This window comes from Marinobacter litoralis (genome assembly GCF_016427555.1).
GTDB classification, from domain to species: Bacteria; Pseudomonadota; Gammaproteobacteria; order Pseudomonadales; family Oleiphilaceae; genus Marinobacter; species Marinobacter litoralis_A.
The window spans coordinates 1,286,363-1,304,073 of the sequence record NZ_JAELVS010000001.1; the positions used below are offsets into that span (position 1 = coordinate 1,286,363).

Sequence of the window (17,711 nt, forward strand, 5' to 3'; positions counted from 1 at the left end):
TCAGTGAGTGCTCCCTTCAAACTGCGCCCCTACCAGCAAGAAGCCGTCGAGGCTACGCTGAAGCATTTCCGAAAAACGGATGAGTCTGCGGTGATCGTGCTGCCAACCGGTGCGGGCAAAAGCCTGGTAATCGCCGAGTTGGCGCGCCTGGCCAAGCGCAAGATTCTGGTGCTGACCCATGTGAAGGAGCTGGTGGAACAAAATCACGCCAAGTACGAGAGCTATGGGTTAACGGGCGGGATTTTCTCCTCCGGGCTGAAGCGCAAGGAAAACCGGCATCAGGTGACTTTAGCCAGTGTGCAGTCGGTGTCGGCGAATCTCGATCAGTTCAAAGATGAGTACTCGCTGGTGATCATCGACGAATGCCATCGCGTCAGCGGCGAGGACACCAGCCAGTATCAGCGCATCATTGAGCTGCTGAAGCAGCAGAACGATTCTCTCAAAGTACTTGGCTTAACCGCCACGCCTTATCGGCTCGCCATGGGCTGGATTTACCGCTATCACTACCGGGGCTTTGTGCGCAGTGAGCAAGACAAACCTTTTGTGCATTGCATTTACGAGCTGCCCCTCAGTTATATGATCAATCGCGGGTATCTCACCAAGCCGGAACTGGTGAATGCAGCGGTGGCGCAATACGATTTTTCAGCACTGGCTCAGGACCGTTTCGGCGAATACGCCGAGAAGGATGTGAACGAGTTACTGAGCAAACACCAACGCGTGACCCGAGCCATTATTGAACAGGTGATGGAGCTGGCGGCTGAGCGTAAGGCGGTGATGATTTTCGCGGCCACCGTGGCGCACGCGAAGGAGATTACGGGCTACTTACCGGAACAGGAAACCGCGTTGATTACCGGCGCGACGGATCTGGCTGAGCGGGATTCGCTGATTCAGCGCTTCAAGCAGCGACAGTTGAAGTATCTGGTGAATGTGTCGGTGCTTACTACCGGCTTCGACGCGCCTCATGTGGATTTCATTGCCATTCTTAGGCCTACCCAATCGGTCAGCTTGTACCAGCAAATCGTCGGCCGCGGCCTGCGTTTGGATGACCGCAAGCAGGATTGTCTGGTGATTGATTACGCGGGCAACAGTGTGAACCTGCATCACCCGGAAGTGGGGGAGAAAAAGCCGGATCCCGACAGCGAGCCGGTGCAGGTGTTCTGCCCGGGGTGTGGGTTCGCCAATATTTTCTGGGGCAAAACCGACAGCGAAGGCCGGGTTATTGAACACTACGGTCGCCGCTGCCAAGGCCTGCTGGAGCCTGCGGAAGAAGGCGGGCCGTCAACGCAGAACGAACGCCCCGAACAATGCGATTACCGTTTCCGGTTCAAAGAGTGCCCGCATTGCGGTGCCGAGAACGACATTGCTGCCCGTAACTGCCACCAGTGCAGGGGCGCGATTATCGACCCGGATGATCAGCTGCGGGATGCCCTGAAGCTCAAGAACGCCATGGTGATTCGCTGCGCGGGTGTGACCTCAATGGCCAAGGGCAGCAGGCTAAAAATCACTTACCATGGCGAGGATGGCGAAGAATTGAACGAGTCGTTCGATTTTGCCAAACCGGCACAGCGCAACGTGTTCAATAAACTCTTCGGGCGGCGGTATGCGAACGGTCAGGCGCCCAAAGAGTTCAGTAAGGCCGAAGACGTGGTTGAGTTGGAGGCCTTGATGCCAGCGCCGGATTTTGTGATTGCCCGTAAGCAAAAGCATTATTGGCAGGTGCAAGAGCGTATTTTTGATTATCGGGGGCAGTACCGGAAAGCGAATGAGGTCTAGGGGTGACCAGCGAATTTGCAGTGGCTGATCTGAAAACTCATTCTAATATAAACAAAAAAGGCTCAGAGTGATTCGAGCGAGTTGAATTCACCAAGTGCGACACGCCTCGGAGCGCTCTTTATGTCTAGCCAATACAAGGAATGAAGGGCTACTGTTGTGACAAAGGTGATAACGGATTCGCTAAATATCAGTGCGGGAGAGTTTGAGGGTTATAACCGGCTCGTCACCATCTTGTACCGTTGCTTGCACACCAACCAAGGCTTTCAGCCTTTCTTTGATGAATTCCGAAAACAGTTCCGGTGTCTTCAGGGTGGGATTCTGGGGCTGACCCGCGAACCTATGCAGATGGCATACGGCTGGACCTTCGGATATCCGGACGGGTTCGAGCAATGGTTTTTAAACAGTGGCTTGGCCGAGCAAGACGACGCGCTGTTGCATTTCAGCGCCTTGCCGCCTCGACAGTTTGATTCGTTAGCCGGCTGCAATCCCGAGGTTGATATTCTGGATGTGGTTACCGGGGATACCCGTGACTGGGTAAAGGCTGTGGGGCTTGGCGACAGTGCCGGGATGCTGGTCAGCGAGGGGCCTACCGCCAAGGTGGTGTTTCTGGCGAACCGTCACCGGGATGAAGGCCCTTATACCCAGGCAGAACTGATGCAGATGAACATGCTGGCGCCGCACATTGAAAATGCCGTTGGTTTGTTCCACAAGATTTATCAGTCAAGAACCCAGCACGAAACCTTGTCGATGGCCTTGGATCAGGTTGGAAAACCCCTGATCGTGCTGGATGAAATGGCCCGTGTGGTGCGCTGCAACGCCGCCGCGGACGAGGTGCTGAGTTCCCACCCCCGGCTGTTCGTGACCGAGCAAAGCGATGTGCGATTGCAAAGCAGGCACCAAGGATTTAACCGTCAACTGAATGATGCCATCCTGACGAGTATTTTTAATGCCCGGGACGGTGTACAGGACATGATCGCGTTGTTTGATCAGTCGGGTGATGAGCGATTGGCCATCTGTGTTACCCCGTTATCCATGGAAGCGGAACTTGATTCGGCCGAGGCGCACGGCCAATACGGGGCGCTGGTAGAGCTGGTTCCTTTCTCAGCAACACGAACACCCAATATCGGCAAACTTGAACGGCTCTTTAATTGCACGCATGCCGAGGCGATTACGGCCGGGCATCTGATGCACGGGCTGAGTATTAATGAGGCGGCTGAAGCGGAAGGGCTGTCCGTGCATACCGTCAGAGGGTATGTGAAGAATCTGCTGGCGAAAAATGGTTATCGCCGCCAGGCGGAGCTGGTTGGTGCGTTGGTCAGGGCGTTAGGCTGATGTAAGCCCCATCCCGAGCCTGCTTTCTCATGGCTTCGGGGTGGGGTTGGTTCACTTTTGATGGTTATTTAATGGGTTGGTCATCGATGGTCGTGATGAACTGAAGTTCCAGCGAGCCTACACCATCAAGATGTACCAGGAACTGTGCATCCCCACCTTTTACATTCAGGAAGCGCCAGTGACCATAGTCGCCCTCTGAACCGTCTGTTTCGGTAAACAAAAGCGCGCCAGCGGTGGTGAAGTCCCAAGTGCCGGCAACATTATTTTCACCTGTGCTATCGAACTGCATTTCGCCCTTACGGTTTCCATTTTCGGTATAGAGATCCACGGTGATGAACTTTTCAGTGGTAAACTCTAAATCGTAACGGCCTTCGGTGCCCGGTTCGACCAGGTCGGGGAAGGTGAAGTAAATGGTTTCCGGAACGTCTTGCCCAGGGTACAGGCCAGCTTCGACGTAAACCGGTTTGGTGTCGCCTTCGAAATCCCGGAGATCAACCGCATAACGGCCCAAGCGCACCATGCTGAAGGTGCCATAATCGCCGCCGTTTTCGGTGAGGGTCAGTTCGCCCGTGGAATGCACGGTGGCGGGGCCGTTTACCGGGCCGTTGCCGTTATTGCCCGGGTTGTCGTACAAGCCGCCCGGGCCGTCCAGATCCACGGTGACGTTGCTGACCGCAAAGGTCTCGCCGTCAAAGCTGTAGTTGCCCCATTCTGAGGAAACGCCTATAGGGCTGTTGCTGCCGTACGCCTCTTGGTTCAAGTTGTGGGCGATTACGTAATTGCTGTCGTCCAGAATGGTCAATACGTTGTGAGCGTTTTGGCCGTCAATTTCTCCCTCGCCAAGATACCAACTGCCCACCAGACTATCGCGCGCGTTGCGGATCGGTTCGAAGACAATTTGTTCGTTATCACCGGCCGAGGTGAGTTCGAGGCCGCCATTCATCAGTTGCATGGTCCAGGTGGCGGTTTCATTGACGTCTGCCAGGCCACCGCTGCGGTCGGAATCGCCGAGGACGGTCATAGTGAGCTCTCCCGTTGTATTATCCCAAGCGTAGGTGCCGTATTCGCCGGTGCCCGCTTGCTGATCACCGTCATCGGCATCGCGATGCACGATCAGATATTGATCGCCGTTGAAGAAGGTCAGAACGTTTACGTTGCCGTTTGGCTCAACGAACTTCCAGCTCCCGGTGAGTTCGCCATTCTGCGACGCTTGGAAGTGGGCTATCGCGGCGGTCTTGTCGATCAGGGTTTTGCTGGTGCCTTGAAGTGCTGTGTTGGCCTGGGTTTCGAAGTCGGATTCGCTAACGCTCGGGTCTAGGGCAACATCTTTGAGGGCGGTGTGCACCGCAGGCGTGATGTTAATGCCGTTATCAGGGTAGCCGTCGTCGTCCAGCGTTTGCAGCAAGCGAAGAATGTTGACGACCGTTTGGTCTTCATTCCAGTTGGCCGTGCCGCCTCCCATATCTGCGGGGGTGATTCGGCCTGTCGCCGTTACCGGTGGCAGGTTGATGCCGCCAACGCTGAAGGTCACCGTGTCACCGGATTGGTATTCGTACTCGCCCAAGTTGTTGGTTTGGCCTGTTTGTCCGCTGGGGGATGTTGCATAGTTAATACCTGCCACGGCACTGTCAACGAACACACCGGTTTCGTTTTCGCCGGCGGGTGGGGGCGTTGAGGATGAGCCGCCGCCGGATGAGCTGCTGCCGCTGCATCCCGTTAAGGCGATGGAGGAAATGACTGCTGTCAGAGCCCAGTTCTTGAATTCTTTCATAAAAACTCCTTTTTAAGAAAACTGCCGCTGAAGGGGGCTACGGAAAATTAACATGGATAAACTTTCATAAACTGCCCCCATTTGGGGGGAGGTAATTAGGAAAGCGAATGAAAAAGAAGACCAGGAATTCCTTTGCGCAAAGAATATTGCGGCTTTTTCTTTGGTGCGCCGCAGGTGCGGTGGCATTGGTTTTTGCCGTGATTTTGTTGTTTCGATTTGTAAACCCGCCCACGAGCGCGTTTATGCTGAGTTATCAGATGAGCGATGGGGGGCCGCCGTTGCAGCATGAATGGGTGCCCCTGTCGGAGATTTCTGAATGGATGGCGCTGGCGGTGATGGCCAGCGAGGATCAACGGTTTCCGGAGCACCATGGCGTTGATTTTCAGGCCGTACACAAAGCGGTGTCTGAGTATCAGGCAGGTGAGGGGCTGCGGGGCGCGAGCACCATAACCCAGCAAACTGCCAAAAACCTGTTTTTATGGAATGGCAGGAACTTTGTGCGAAAGGCCATTGAAGCCGGACTGGCGCTGGCAATTGATGCGCTGTGGCCAAAGCGGCGCATTCTTGAGGTTTATTTGAACATTGCTGAATTCGGCCGGGGCATCTACGGCGTGCAGGCTGCCAGCCGGGCTTACTACGGTATTCCTGCCGGCGTGTTGTCTGCTCGCCAGGCGGCACAGTTGGCTGCAGTATTACCCAACCCCAAGGTGTTGAGCGTGCGCGAGCCCTCGGCTTATGTGCAAGAGCGTGTAGCGTGGATACAGAGGCAGATGGGGCAGTTGTCGCGCTGGGGTTATCTGGATGCGCTTTAAGGCATCCAGATAAACGACGCGTGTTAACCGATGAGTGCAGGCGTCACCACGGCACCGCCGACAAGCAGCGCCACAAAGAGCAAACTCGCCAGAACAAAGGGTTTCATGCCCAAATGCCGAAGGGCTTCGATTCGGGTTTGAAAGCCGAGCGCGGCCATCGCCATGGTCATCGCGATTTGTCCGGCAAGCACCAGCGTGCTTTGGGCCGTGTTCGGCAGATCTAGCAGGCTGTTTAAGCAGACTACGGCAACAAAACCGAACGCGAACCAGGGCACAGTGATTTTGCTTGCGGTTGTGGCCGTACCTTCCTTTTTGTTCCGGCTTCGGCTCCAGATCTGGCCGATAACCAGCAGGAACGGAACCAAAAGCATCACCCGAACCAGTTTCACGATGACCGCATTGGCCATTGCCTGCTCGCCAACTGCATTACCGGCAGCCACCACTTGTGCCACTTCGTGGACCGTAGAACCAATGTATATACCGTAAAGCCCTTCATCCCACCCCAGAAGCGGAAACATGACCGGATAGATGAACATGGCGAGCGTGCCAAACAGCACCACGGTGGCGACCGCCATAGAAGTTGCTGCGGGTCTTGCCCGAATGGCCCCTTCAGTGGCCAGTACGGCAGCGGCACCACAGATAGCGCTACCGGCGCTAGTAAGAATGGCAGTGTCGCGATCCAGTTTCAGCCACCGGGTGCCTAACCAATAACCTACGGTTGTGATGGTCAGGACGACCAGCGTGTCCAGCACCAGAATCATCGGCCCCAGGCCCACCAGCTGCTGCACGGTGAGAGAAAACCCGAATAGTACGATGCCTGCCCTTAATAGCCAGCGGGACGCAAAGCCAAGCCCAGGAGTGAGGCCTTCCAACTGCTTCCCGACTCGAAGGTTGCCGGCCACAAGGCCCAATATCAACGTAAACACCAATGGCCCCAAACCGGTTTTCTGCACGGGAGGCAGCGCTCCAATGCCGTAACCAGCCAGTGTGAGTACTACGCACACTCCCAATCCCCTGAACATTTTCGATACTCCTAACTAATTGGAATATCGATATTCTATTTCCGGGCTAGATATTCGGAAAACAGTTGTTTTGCATTTCAGTAATCGATTTGTTGGATCTTTCGCAATCTGAGCAGGAACGCTTATGCCATTGTTAGACCTCACTCTAACGAAGGCAGAAATAGAATGAAGTCGGGAACTGCAATCAAGAAAATCAGGATCAGAAAATCCATGACCAAGAACCAGAATATGCCTCGAAAAATAGCTGAGGTAGTAACCAGGTTCCCTACAACACTCTTGATTACAAACACATTCATGCCGATTGGGGGAGTGATCATGCCTATTTCCAGCAACTTGGTCAGTACGACTCCGAACCAGAGTAGGTTGAGCCCGGCGTTATCTACGATAGGCAGTACAATGGGAAGCGTCAGTAACATCGCCCCGATGGGTTCGAGGAACATGCCCAGAAACACGTAGATCAGAACGATGGCCAAAAAGAGCATGAAGTAACCGGAATTGAGGCCAATAATCAGTTCAGACAGGTAGTCTCCCGCTCCGGATAGAGCCAGAAATCGAGTAAGCAGGCTGGCGCCAACCGCGATAATGATAAGAGCGCCAGTTGTCATCAGAGTCTCAAGGATTGCGTTGCGGAAACGTGTCCAGTTGAGGCTGCGCTTCAGCGCTGCGACGACGAGTGAAAGAAAAGCACCAACAGCGCCAGCCTCGGTAGCGGTGAATATACCGCCAAACAAACCGCTAAAGATGCCAATCATAATCAGCAGTACGGGCCAGGTATCCTTCAGTGCGCGAATTTTCTCGGCGGTAGGGATAACTTCATTCGTATCGGGTGCGAGCGAGGGGTTCAGCTTCACGCGGACCAGAATCACCGTGATATAGCCGATAGCGGTCAAAATGCCTGCGCTGATGCCACCCAGGAAAAGCCCGGTTATAGACTGCTGCGCAATGATGCCGTAAAGGATCATGATGATTGACGGAGGTATCAGAGCTCCAATGGTTCCTGCGACAGCAACGGTGCCCGTAGCCAGTTCAGGATGGTAGCGATGACGTATCATTTCCGGGACGGCGATCCTGCCCATAGCCGCAGAGCAAGCGACGGATGATCCGGAAACCGCCGCAAACCCTGCTGATCCGAATACTGCTGCAATAGCCAGTCCCCCGGGTATACCTGATAGCCACATTCGGGCTGCGCGAAACATTCCTTGTGTTAGCTGAGTGTGATAACAAACAAACCCCAGCAGCAAAAACATGGGAACTGAGCTCAAGACCCAGTTCGAGGCGAACTGGTAAGGAATGATGCCGAGTGAACCCCATGCAATGTTCCATCCCATCATGTACCAGAGCCCGCCGAATGAGACCCCGATTAAAGACACTCCAATCGGCACTCTTAGAGCAAGCAGTGCAACCAATATTCCGAGTCCCGATAGCCCAATTTGTACGTCTGACATTGTTATTTCCCCATCCCGTCATTAGCGTCCAGATCATCGGCTTCTGCTGTAGCCGTGTTTAATCCGGATGTCGTTCCGAGGCAGGAACTTGCCAGTTTGTATAAAACCACCAACGTCATAAGCCCGCAGCCAATGGGCAGCACGTAATAGGTAATCCAAATAGGAATGGCGTCGCTGCCTTGTATAACCGAAGCTCCGAAGCTTCGTTTTTTCTCTGCTTCTTCCCACGTACGAACCGTTAATAACGAAAAGACGATGGTCGATAAAAGGAATGAAAGACGTTCCAGGTTTCGCTGCATCCAGATTGGGAGCCGAGCCGTAATGACTTCCACTGAAATATGAGCGTTTTTTTGTTCCGCGAAGGCCAGGGGAATGAAGACTGCAATGACCATGTAGTAATAGGAAACAATTGAGATGGTGCCCGGAATGGGCGAGTTCAGAAGGAAACGGCTAGCAACATCAAGACTGATGTGTAGCATCATTAACGCAATTGCGAGTCCACCGAGGATGGTCATCAAATTCGTGACCATCGATAAAAATCGACCAATACCGTACATGTTAGTCCCCGCTACGGCCGGCAGTGAGCCGGTTTGTTTTTATTGAGTCTGTGTGCGTAAGAATCGACTGCGGCAAGGCAATCATGGCCGTGCCGACATTAGGTAAATTCAAGAATAAGCGTGCCGGGTCTGTGCAACATCGTCGTAATCGACGAATTCGGGTGCGAAGGTTATTTAACAGGGAGAATTGCTGAGGCTTCCGTATTCTATGGTAGGCTTTTGCACCGTTATGCCAGCGACAAGAAGTGAACAGCCACGCTCGAAATGTCCACTGCGTGCGTGGGTGGATGGTAATTGAATTAGCATTGGAGCCGTTAAGCGCTATGCCTGTTTCTCACACGCTCAAGCGTGTTCTGATGGTGAGTAAACTTAATCCACCAGCAGCCAGAGCCGCTCAAGTTGAGCGTGCAGAGCTGTGCCAGAAAATAGTGTCGGCTACTGCCGCTAAGTTGATCGTCGTTCGCGCGTCTGCAGGATTTGGCAAGACCACTGCCATGGCCCAGAGTATGTCCAGGATGAACAGCGATGGAATTGCTACGGCCTGGCTTACGATCGATGACGCAGACAATGATGTCTCACGATTTTTGTTTTGCTTAAACGCATCAGTGTCAAAGTTAACCGAAAATGACACGCACGCCGGTGATGATGTGGCGATTGAGAACCAAACCGCCAGCGAGGCGGCCTTTAATATAGTCGCTCGGCTATCTGAAAACCGATCTGCCTTTGCTCTTTTTATTGATGATTTTGAAAAAATCCATGAGCAATCGGTGCTTGGTCTTATGCGGGAAATTATCGAGCATCTGCCAGCAAACGGACGAATCGTTATCGGTTCCAGGCACTTGCCAGAATTGGGGCTCGGGCGTCTGAGAGCGCGTGGCCAGTTGCTGGAAATTGAGGTTTCGGAGTTGCGCTTTTCGGTTGATGAGACGGCCGATTTTTTGGTGAACCGGCGCCAGTTAGAATTGACGCAAGACGACCTTATTCGAATTCACGATCGCTCTGAAGGTTGGGTCACTGCGCTTTGGCTTACGTCTTTGGCGCTGGAGGGAAATACGAACCCGAAGTCTTTCATCCAGCGCTTTTCCGGTGAAAACGCTGCCGTTGCAGATTACCTCGCTCACGACGTGCTTGAGCAGCAGCCTGAAGAAATAAAAACCTTTCTGCTACGAACAAGTATTCTTCGTCACCTGACGCCTTCTCTTTGCAGCGCTTTGGTGCCGGGCAGTGATAGCGAAGCCATGTTGCGATACTTGGATACGCGTAGTGCTTTTCTGGCACCTATAGAGCATGAACAGCTTACTTACCGTTATCACAGCTTGTTTGCAGAGTTTTTGCGCTCAGTGCTGTACTCCCAGTATCCATACGAAGTGGCGGGCCTTCATCTGGCCGCCTCAAAATGGTACGAGAATGCCGGGCGCTTTGTTCCTGCGATTGGTCATGCGATCGAAGGGCGCGCGTTTGATCGTGCCATGAGCCTGTTGGGTGCGCATGCTGAGCAGTTGTTGTCACAGGGTCGAATGAAGCTTCTCGCGCGTTGGTTGGGCGAACTCCCGGCGGATCAGCTTAAGAAGAATGAGCTGCTTGAAATGATTTACATCTGGGCGATCGGGTTTACCCGTGGCCCGGATGAAGCGTTTGAGATGCTGTCGAACACGTGTCTGGAGGCTTCTGGAAACCCGATTGTTAAATCGCACATTCTTGCGTTCAAGCCTTTGATGATGGGCATGATGGATCGCTACGAGGAGGCAAGTGAGCTTGGCCGAACGGAGGAGCACGAGCTCTCAGGTTTTGCGCCTTTTGCCGATATCGTCTCAATTAATTCCCGTGCGAACGTTTTTTCTGTCATGGGAAACTACGACCAGGCCCGTCAGCTTATCGATGGAGCACGAGACGCCCAGTTTAGTCATTCGAGTTCTTTCAATTCGATGTACTCAGAGTCATTGGAAGGGTTGATTGATCTTCAAGAAGGGCGACAAAAACAAGCGGCTGCACGTTTTCGTCTGGCTGTTGGTGCTACCGGTCCGACTTATGATTTTAGCCATACCAGCGGTAACGCTTGGGCTGGCGTATTGCATGCCAATACTGTTTACGAAGCGAACAACCTGGAATTGGCCGCCCGCTTGTTGCACGTCTATGGCCCGTTGGTCCGCGAAGCCGGGTTGCCTGACCACATGCTGATCAGCGACATTATGTTGTCGAGATTAGCGTTCAACTGTGGGGATGTTGACCGGGCATTTCAGGCTCTGACTGAGCTGGAGCACATGGGGAGAACCAGAAGACTGCCAAGGGTAGTGGGCACGGCCCGACTTGAGCGATCCCGGCTGTTTTTGGCGCAAGATCGGCCTGATGCAGCAAAGCAGGAACTTGATCGTGCGGGAAACGAGGAGCTTTGGCGACGGGTTCGTAAACATCGAATGCCTGCAAATGACCTACAGTACATGGAGATGGCTCGTTTACGCTGGGAGGTGGTTGCCGGTGATGCCGAAGGTGCGCTTGCGCCACTTGAGGTGGAAATAGCAGACGCCCAAGGCTGCTCATTGTACCGGCGGGTCTTGAAACTAAAGTTGTTCAAAGCGATTGCGTTGTATCGCTGTAACCGTCCGGAAGATGCAATTGCTGTGTTGGCCGACATTCTGCCAACCTGCTGCGCGGAGGGGTACGTGCGCTTGTTTGTAGATGAAGGTGCAGCTGCAGGCACTGTGATCAAACTCTACCATCAGGCCTTTCGGGAGGCCGGGTATCAGAGTGATCCGGTTTTCGTTAGTTATCTTGAAAGTTTGATTGAAGCGTTTGGGCCTGCGTTGTCGTCGGCAACGGTATTGCCTGAAGCCGACGACATGATTCTGAATACTTTGACGCGCAAGGAAACCCGGGTGTTGCAGCTATTATCAGAAGGGTACTCAAACGGCGCTATGGCCGAAAAACTGTTTGTCTCGGACAGCACGGTTCGCACCCACCTACGCAACATAAATTCCAAGCTGAATGCCTCCAGCCGAACTCAAGCTGTTGCCATTGCACGGCGATACGGGCTTGTGTGAGGCGTGCACCTCTTTGGGAGCTGCAGGTTCTAATCAATCTGAGGAACCTGCAGTTCCCTGAGAAGTCTTCCTTAGGTGATGGCCGTCTTGTTCTGTTTAGCAAACTCTACGTAATAGGCAAGGCTGTCCGGATTGGCCATGGCGTCGGGATTGGCGACGCTCTGTTGTGATGCTCCCTGCAACAGTTTTTTGACCGGCAATTCCATTTTTTTGCCTGTTAGCGTTCGGGGAATCTCACTGACTTCAATGATGTCGTTCGGCACGTGCCGTGCTGATAGGTGCGTGCGTATGGCGCTACGAAGGCGTTGGTCCAATTCGCTTGTTAGCGACTCGCCCTCGCGTAATACCACAAACAGCGGCATGTAGGGATCGCGCCCCAAGTATTCCAAGTCTACAACCAGACTGTCCACAACCTCTTGAGCCTCTTCAACAACACGATATATCTCGCTCGTGCCCATTCGGATGCCTTGGCGGTTGATCGTGGTGTCTGAACGTCCGTATATGACGGCGCCGCCGCGAGGCGTTATACGCACCCAGTCACCATGCCTCCACAGTTTCGGGAAGACGTCGAAATAGCTTTCGTGATAGCGCTGGCCATTATCATCTCCCCAAAAATACAGCGGCATTGATGGCATGGGTTTGGTGACAACCAATTCGCCTACCTCGTCTTCAACAACGTTGCCGCTATCATCCATAGCGTAAACGGCTGTGCCTAAAGTACGACACTGCATTTCACCTTCATAAAGCGGCATGATTGGGCAGGAGCCGACATAAAACGCTGCGACGTCAGTGCCTCCGCTGATCGGCGCAATCAGCACGTTACCAAATTGATCTTTAATCCATTTGTATCCTTGTTCAGGCAAGGGGGAGCCGGTTGATCCAATGGTGCGAATCTTTCTGAGGTCTGCAATCTGGTTGATCTCAACGCCAGCTTTCAGGCAGCTTAAATAATACGCCGCGCCAGCCCCGAAAAAGGTTGCCTCGGCTTCTTCTGCAAAACGCCAAAGTGTTCCCAGATCGGGGTAGCCCGGATTTCCGTCGAACAGGCAAATCGTCGCCCCAAGCAAAAGGCCACTAATCTGGCAGTTCCACATGATCCAGCCCGTGGTCGAGAACCACATATAGTGGTCTCGGGGGCCAAGGTCCATATGCAGGCCGTGACCAAGCATCCCTTCTAGCAACGCACCGCCATGGCCGTGGACAATTGGCTTCGGCATGCCTGTCGTGCCCGACGAATAAACGATCCAGAGAGGGTGGTCAAATGGAAGGTGCTCAAACTTCATTGGAACGTCGTGCCCTAGTAAATCGTCCCATAAGGTTGCATTTTCAAGCCGGGCATCGGGCTTTAGGTAGGGCAGAAGAATCACGTTTTCCAGTGTCGGAAGTTCGATTTTTAGGTTCTTCAGAACGTCAAGACGATCGAAATTCTTACCTCCGTACCTGTACCCATCTACCGCCAGCATAACTTTTGGATCAATCTGTCGAAAACGATCGGTCACGCTTCGAACACCCATATCGGGAGAACAGCTGGACCAGATTGCGCCGATGCTTGCGCAAGCATAAAACGCGATGACAGCTTCCGGAATATTTGGGAGGTATGCAACAACCCGGTCGCCTGGTTCAACGCCCATCTGCCTTAAAGCAAAGGCGACTGATGCAATCTGGCTGCGCATTTCTGACCAGGAGATGGTTTTGGTCGGGCGTAATTCTGAACGAGATATAATGGCTGCCCGATCCGGGTTTTCGTGGTGAAAACGAAAAGCCTGCTCTGCAAAATTTAGCCGGGCACCTTCGAACCATTTAGCGCCGGGCATTTCGTGACTGCTCAGAATCCTTCGATAAGGGGTAGTTGATTGAATGTCATAGAATTCCCAAAACGCAGCCCAAAAATCTTCCAGAGCTTCTACCGACCATTCCCAAAGCGAATTGTAATCAGTGAAGTACAGCGATTTTGTCTCGCCAAGCCAGTCCATGAAACCTTTGAGTTGACTCTGTTCGATGCGCGCTTGGCTTGGCTGCCACAGCGGTTTGGGAGTGATTGCTGTCATTTTAGAACCTCTAGCATATTGTTGTTGACGGGGCGGTGCGCACAGTTCGCTCCTCGGAATCCCTATTTATAATGAGTTGATGATCCTGGAACAGACATCGTCTGAAACGACGAAAATACGTTCGGTGACCTGGTCGTTCGAACGCTCCGGTTGGGATGAAATGGGTATGCGAATGAAAGATTCGTCGCTTCCGACGATTTCGAAGCGATTGATTTGCTCCCAACATGATATGGCCGGTGCGAGCTCCCGATGATCCTGCCTGGCGAACGTCGGCAACTGACTACAACAATATTGAGCATATACAGGTGATTATTAATGAACTGTCCGAACATACTTAAACGTGGGGTACTTCCGGCCATTTTCGCGGGAGTAGCGATGACCGGAGTGGTGGAAGCAAAACAACTGAGTTACGCAACGGGGTATTCGCCAGGCTCCATCGGAGCAAAGGCTGCCGAAGTTTTTGCGAAAGATGTTGAAGCTCATTCCGGTGGTGACTTGAAAGCAAAAGTGTATGCCCAATCGCTACTTGGATTCAGTGAAATCCCGCCAGGTATTCGGGACGGGATGGCGGACAGCGGACTGGTCTTAACACCCTATTTTCCATCTGATTTTCCGAGTACCAATCTGGCCACTGAGCTCACAATGCTCATTGAATTGTTTGATGCACCCACGGAGAATGTAGGATTGGCCTTTGCAGGCGCGATGGCAGAGTTTGTTTTCTTTAATTGCCCAAGTTGTGTTACGGAATATAAACAACAAAACCAACTGTTTCTGGGCGGTGGCGGGACCTCGTCATATTTCCTGATTTGCAACAAGCCGGTAAGCACTCTGGAAGATATAAAAGGTAAGCGTCTGCGTATAGGTGGTGCTCAATGGGCACGCTGGGCCGACGAAGTGGGTGCAACTGCGGTGTCTATTCCTCAGCATGAAACGTACGAAGCATTGAGCCAGGGGGTTGTAGATTGCACCGTGCACTCAGCGCCTGAGTTAACCATTGTAAAACTGATGGAAGTGACGTCGGACATGACTCCTAATATGCCCGGCGGTGTGTTTTCAGGTGTTGCCAACAATATCAATGCTGACGTATGGAAAAGCCTGACGTCCAGCGAACGTAAAACGATGCTCCACGCCTCTGCCGCGCATGCCAGTGCCCTGAGCTGGGGGTATGCTCAGGCAGCTTTCAAAAATATGAAAACTGCCGAAGCGCAAGGCATTAAAGTTCACGAAGCGGGTGAGAGTCTGGTTAAGGTAACGCGCGAATTTATCGAGCAGGACCTGAAGGCGATCGCTGCCAAGTATGCAGATAACTACGGTCTTACATCGTCCCCTCAATTAGTGGAGTCTTTTCGCTCGCTGCTGACCAAATGGGTGGCGCTTGTGAAAGATGTGGGTAGCAGCGAAGAGCTGACTCAGATTTATTGGGATGAGGTGTACTCTAAAGTGGATGTCGACAGCTACGGACGATAAAGTCGGTAGAACCAACTTGCCACTGCCCACAGTGGCAAGACAGGCGGAGAAGTGGCCGGTGGGTTGTTTCTCCTCCTGGGTTCCAAAAGTGATTTTGTTTGAATTTCAGGCAATTTGTTTCCAGTTCGTATAGTATGGAAGCTTAGATTGGTAAATAAATCGAAGTGGGCGGGGTAAATATAATGAGTAAGAAGAATGAAAAACCGACGTTAACGTCAGCCACTATCGAAGAGCAGACCGCTGAATTTCTGAAAGCGGGTGGTACTGTTGAGCAGGTCGGTAAGGGCAAGAGTGGGCAGGCGTTCCCCACTGGTTCACGACAGATCAGTCTGAAAAAGCAATAACGTATTGTGACCGCAATAAAAAAGGCAGCCTAGGCTGCCTTTTTTGGATCGCGTTTTGCCTGTTATTTACAGGGCAACAACGTTCTCTGCCTGAGGGCCTTTCTGGCCGTCAGTTACGGTGAACTCAACCTGCTGGCCTTCGGCCAGAGTCTTGAATCCGCCGCCTTGAATAGCGCTGTAGTGAACAAAAACGTCTGGGCCGCTTTCACGAGTGATAAAGCCAAAACCTTTTGCTTCGTTGAAGAACTTAACGGTGCCAGTAACTGTAGACATAATATAAACCTGATTTTAATCAATTAGTTGCTGCCAAAAGATCGTTGTGATCTTTGATCAGCGGAATGCGGAAACATGAACACGTGCAGGGTCAAAAACAGGACTAGAAGTATGACTACTTGAAAGGTCTTATTCGTGAAATGCTTTGCTTAATCTTTCCAGCGAGAGACAAGGTACGCGAATTCAGAGGCGTTGCAAAGTTTTTTTACAATTATTTTCTAAACAGCATTCGATGATATCGAGCGAGCCCGGCAGGCCGACACGGTGCTTTTTGAGGATTTTATCGGTGTAGAAACGGTCAACGTAGTGGAATGACGCCACTTTGCAGTGGGAGTCGTGGGTCCATTTGCTGTGGTCGGCCGCGAGGAGGCGGGTTTTGGTGTTGGCAATGATGGCGCGGCTGACTTCTGCTTCCCGGATTTCGTGATCCATCAGGCCATTGACCAGATCCATGCTGCCGGTGCTGACAACGCCGAAGTCTGTGGTGAACGAGCTGAAGAAGTTTGTGACCTCCGGCCCCACCACGTCGTGATGGGCATGGCGGTATATCCCCCCGGATACGATGACTTCAATACCCGGGTTCCCGGAAAGTGCCGCCGCCACACGGAAGTTGTTGGTTAAAATGCGCAATGCGTTGTGCCCGATCAGTGCTTGAGCAATCAGCTCTATCGTGCTGCCCACGCCCAGGCTTACCGTGGCACCTTCCGGTATGTCGGTGGCAATACGGTGGGCGATGAGCTGTTTGGCCCGAACGTTGGCAACCGGTTCTTCCGGGGGAGGCGCCAGAGCGGGGGCAGGTTTGGCCGGAAGGCTGACGCCCCCGTAGCGGCGCCGCAATAGGCCTTGCTCGCACATTTTGTTGATGTCGCGGCGGATGGTTTGAGTTGTAACGCCAAAACGCCGGGCGATGTCTTCAACTTCGACATGCTCCTTTTCATGCACCCATTCGAGGATGCAACGCTGGCGTTCTTTTGCGCTCATTACACTCCGTGCTCAGTCAGTTGCGATGTTGCAGCCATATCTCTGCCATTTCAGCAAAGCCCAATCCGGATGGCTGGCTGGCAATGGCGGCTGGTTGGTGCCTCATCACGGGCAAATGCTTGCGGATATTAGCGACCCCGACACTCATTGGAAAGTTACGGAACATGCTTTCGTCGTTCGGCGCATCGCCGATGAAGACCGCGCGTTTCTGCAAGGCCTCGGTGTCCAACCCCAATAATTCTTGCCCCACCCGAAGGGACATGGTGGATTTATCGAACTCGCCAATCCAGATGTTGATGTGGATAGAGCTTTGACGAACGCTGAAACCCTGCGCCACCAGCGGGTCGTGAATGGCTTTCACCTGTTCCGGTGTGAGCGATTCCTGCTGGTTGTAATCCACCGCCACATCCACGAAGCGGAAGCGTTGGTCGGTTGCCAGCTTGGGCTCGAAGTCCAGTTCGAGCGCGCCAACGGCATCCAGAATGGTTTGCTGGTCACGGCGGTGTTTGGCTTCGTTTTCCCAGAAGTGCCAGGCAATCGTCTGCGGAGCAGTGCGCTCGCCATAGAAGGCGCCGCCTTCGCCAATCACCGCCTTTACCGGCCAGGTGCGAATGATCTGATCACACCAGCCAGCACAGCCACCGGTAACCGGGATCACGCTGATACCCGCTTCCGCCAAACGGCACAGGGCTAGATAGGTTTCCGGCAAGAGCTTGCCACCGGTGGTAAGCGTGTCGTCCACATCGGTGAAAAGAATGTCGGCATTGGCAAAATCGATACGGTCTTTCATAGCGGGAAGGTTCCACGTCACAGCGAGCGTGCTTGCCGCCCAACTCCCTCGGGCGGCA

At 53.0% G+C, this 17,711-nt stretch carries 14 protein-coding genes; 6 read left to right on the plus strand and 8 right to left on the minus strand.

Annotated elements, in window-relative coordinates; translation table 11 throughout:
• Positions 1-3 precede the first annotated feature (3 nt).
• Both JAO79_RS05950 and JAO79_RS05955 read left to right on the plus strand, forming a co-directional pair.
• Positions 4-1,773: a DEAD/DEAH box helicase family protein gene (locus JAO79_RS05950; RefSeq protein WP_199006647.1), complete on the plus strand. Its 1,770-nt coding sequence runs from the start codon at positions 4-6 to the stop codon at positions 1,771-1,773.
• A 156-nt stretch (positions 1,774-1,929) separates the two neighbouring features.
• The gene (locus JAO79_RS05955; protein WP_199006195.1) at positions 1,930-3,105 is read left to right on the plus strand and encodes a helix-turn-helix transcriptional regulator; all 1,176 of its coding nucleotides are present in this window, start codon (positions 1,930-1,932) and stop codon (positions 3,103-3,105) included.
• A gap of 64 nt (positions 3,106-3,169) precedes the next feature.
• Here JAO79_RS05955 and JAO79_RS05960 read toward each other — a convergent pair whose 3' ends face one another.
• Entirely contained in the window at positions 3,170-4,876 is a 1,707-nt protein-coding gene (locus JAO79_RS05960; protein ID WP_199006196.1) for a hypothetical protein, read from the minus strand.
• Positions 4,877-4,983: 107 nt separating this feature from the next.
• On the opposite strand from JAO79_RS05960, the gene mtgA reads away from it, so the two are divergent.
• On the plus strand, positions 4,984-5,688 hold the full coding sequence (mtgA, locus tag JAO79_RS05965) for a monofunctional biosynthetic peptidoglycan transglycosylase (protein ID WP_199006197.1): 705 nt from the start codon (positions 4,984-4,986) through the stop codon (positions 5,686-5,688).
• A 23-nt stretch (positions 5,689-5,711) separates the two neighbouring features.
• On the opposite strand, the gene JAO79_RS05970 is transcribed toward mtgA, so the two are convergent.
• The 3 genes from JAO79_RS05970 to JAO79_RS05980 all read right to left on the minus strand — a co-directional run bounded on the left by JAO79_RS05970 (position 5,712) and on the right by JAO79_RS05980 (position 8,712).
• On the minus strand, positions 5,712-6,710 hold the full coding sequence (locus JAO79_RS05970) for a YeiH family protein (protein WP_199006199.1): 999 nt from the start codon (positions 6,708-6,710) through the stop codon (positions 5,712-5,714).
• Positions 6,711-6,850: 140 nt separating this feature from the next.
• Entirely contained in the window at positions 6,851-8,155 is a 1,305-nt protein-coding gene (locus JAO79_RS05975; protein ID WP_199006200.1) for a TRAP transporter large permease, read from the minus strand.
• A 2-nt stretch (positions 8,156-8,157) separates the two neighbouring features.
• Positions 8,158-8,712: a TRAP transporter small permease gene (locus tag JAO79_RS05980; RefSeq protein WP_199006202.1), complete on the minus strand. Its 555-nt coding sequence runs from the start codon at positions 8,710-8,712 to the stop codon at positions 8,158-8,160.
• Positions 8,713-9,035: 323 nt separating this feature from the next.
• On the opposite strand from JAO79_RS05980, the gene JAO79_RS05985 reads away from it, so the two are divergent.
• Positions 9,036-11,750: a LuxR C-terminal-related transcriptional regulator gene (locus tag JAO79_RS05985; RefSeq protein WP_199006203.1), complete on the plus strand. Its 2,715-nt coding sequence runs from the start codon at positions 9,036-9,038 to the stop codon at positions 11,748-11,750.
• 71 nt (positions 11,751-11,821) lie between these two features.
• Here JAO79_RS05985 and JAO79_RS05990 read toward each other — a convergent pair whose 3' ends face one another.
• Positions 11,822-13,798 (minus strand): acetoacetate--CoA ligase, encoded by a 1,977-nt coding sequence (locus JAO79_RS05990; RefSeq protein WP_199006205.1) that lies wholly within the window; start codon positions 13,796-13,798, stop codon positions 11,822-11,824.
• 315 nt (positions 13,799-14,113) lie between these two features.
• Between JAO79_RS05990 and JAO79_RS05995 the strand changes: the two genes are divergently transcribed.
• Positions 14,114-15,265: a C4-dicarboxylate TRAP transporter substrate-binding protein gene (locus JAO79_RS05995; RefSeq protein ID WP_199006206.1), complete on the plus strand. Its 1,152-nt coding sequence runs from the start codon at positions 14,114-14,116 to the stop codon at positions 15,263-15,265.
• A gap of 182 nt (positions 15,266-15,447) precedes the next feature.
• A complete protein-coding gene (locus JAO79_RS06000; protein ID WP_199006207.1) occupies positions 15,448-15,609 on the plus strand; it encodes a hypothetical protein in 162 nt (53 codons plus the stop codon).
• A gap of 66 nt (positions 15,610-15,675) precedes the next feature.
• Here JAO79_RS06000 and JAO79_RS06005 read toward each other — a convergent pair whose 3' ends face one another.
• The 3 genes from JAO79_RS06005 to JAO79_RS06015 all read right to left on the minus strand — a co-directional run bounded on the left by JAO79_RS06005 (position 15,676) and on the right by JAO79_RS06015 (position 17,653).
• Entirely contained in the window at positions 15,676-15,882 is a 207-nt protein-coding gene (locus tag JAO79_RS06005; protein WP_199006208.1) for a cold-shock protein, read from the minus strand.
• Between the two features lie 183 nt (positions 15,883-16,065).
• A complete protein-coding gene (locus JAO79_RS06010) occupies positions 16,066-16,863 on the minus strand; it encodes a DeoR/GlpR family DNA-binding transcription regulator (RefSeq protein WP_199006209.1) in 798 nt (265 codons plus the stop codon).
• Between the two features lie 16 nt (positions 16,864-16,879).
• On the minus strand, positions 16,880-17,653 hold the full coding sequence (locus JAO79_RS06015) for an HAD-IIB family hydrolase (protein WP_199006210.1): 774 nt from the start codon (positions 17,651-17,653) through the stop codon (positions 16,880-16,882).
• Between the last annotated feature and the right edge of the window lie 58 nt (positions 17,654-17,711).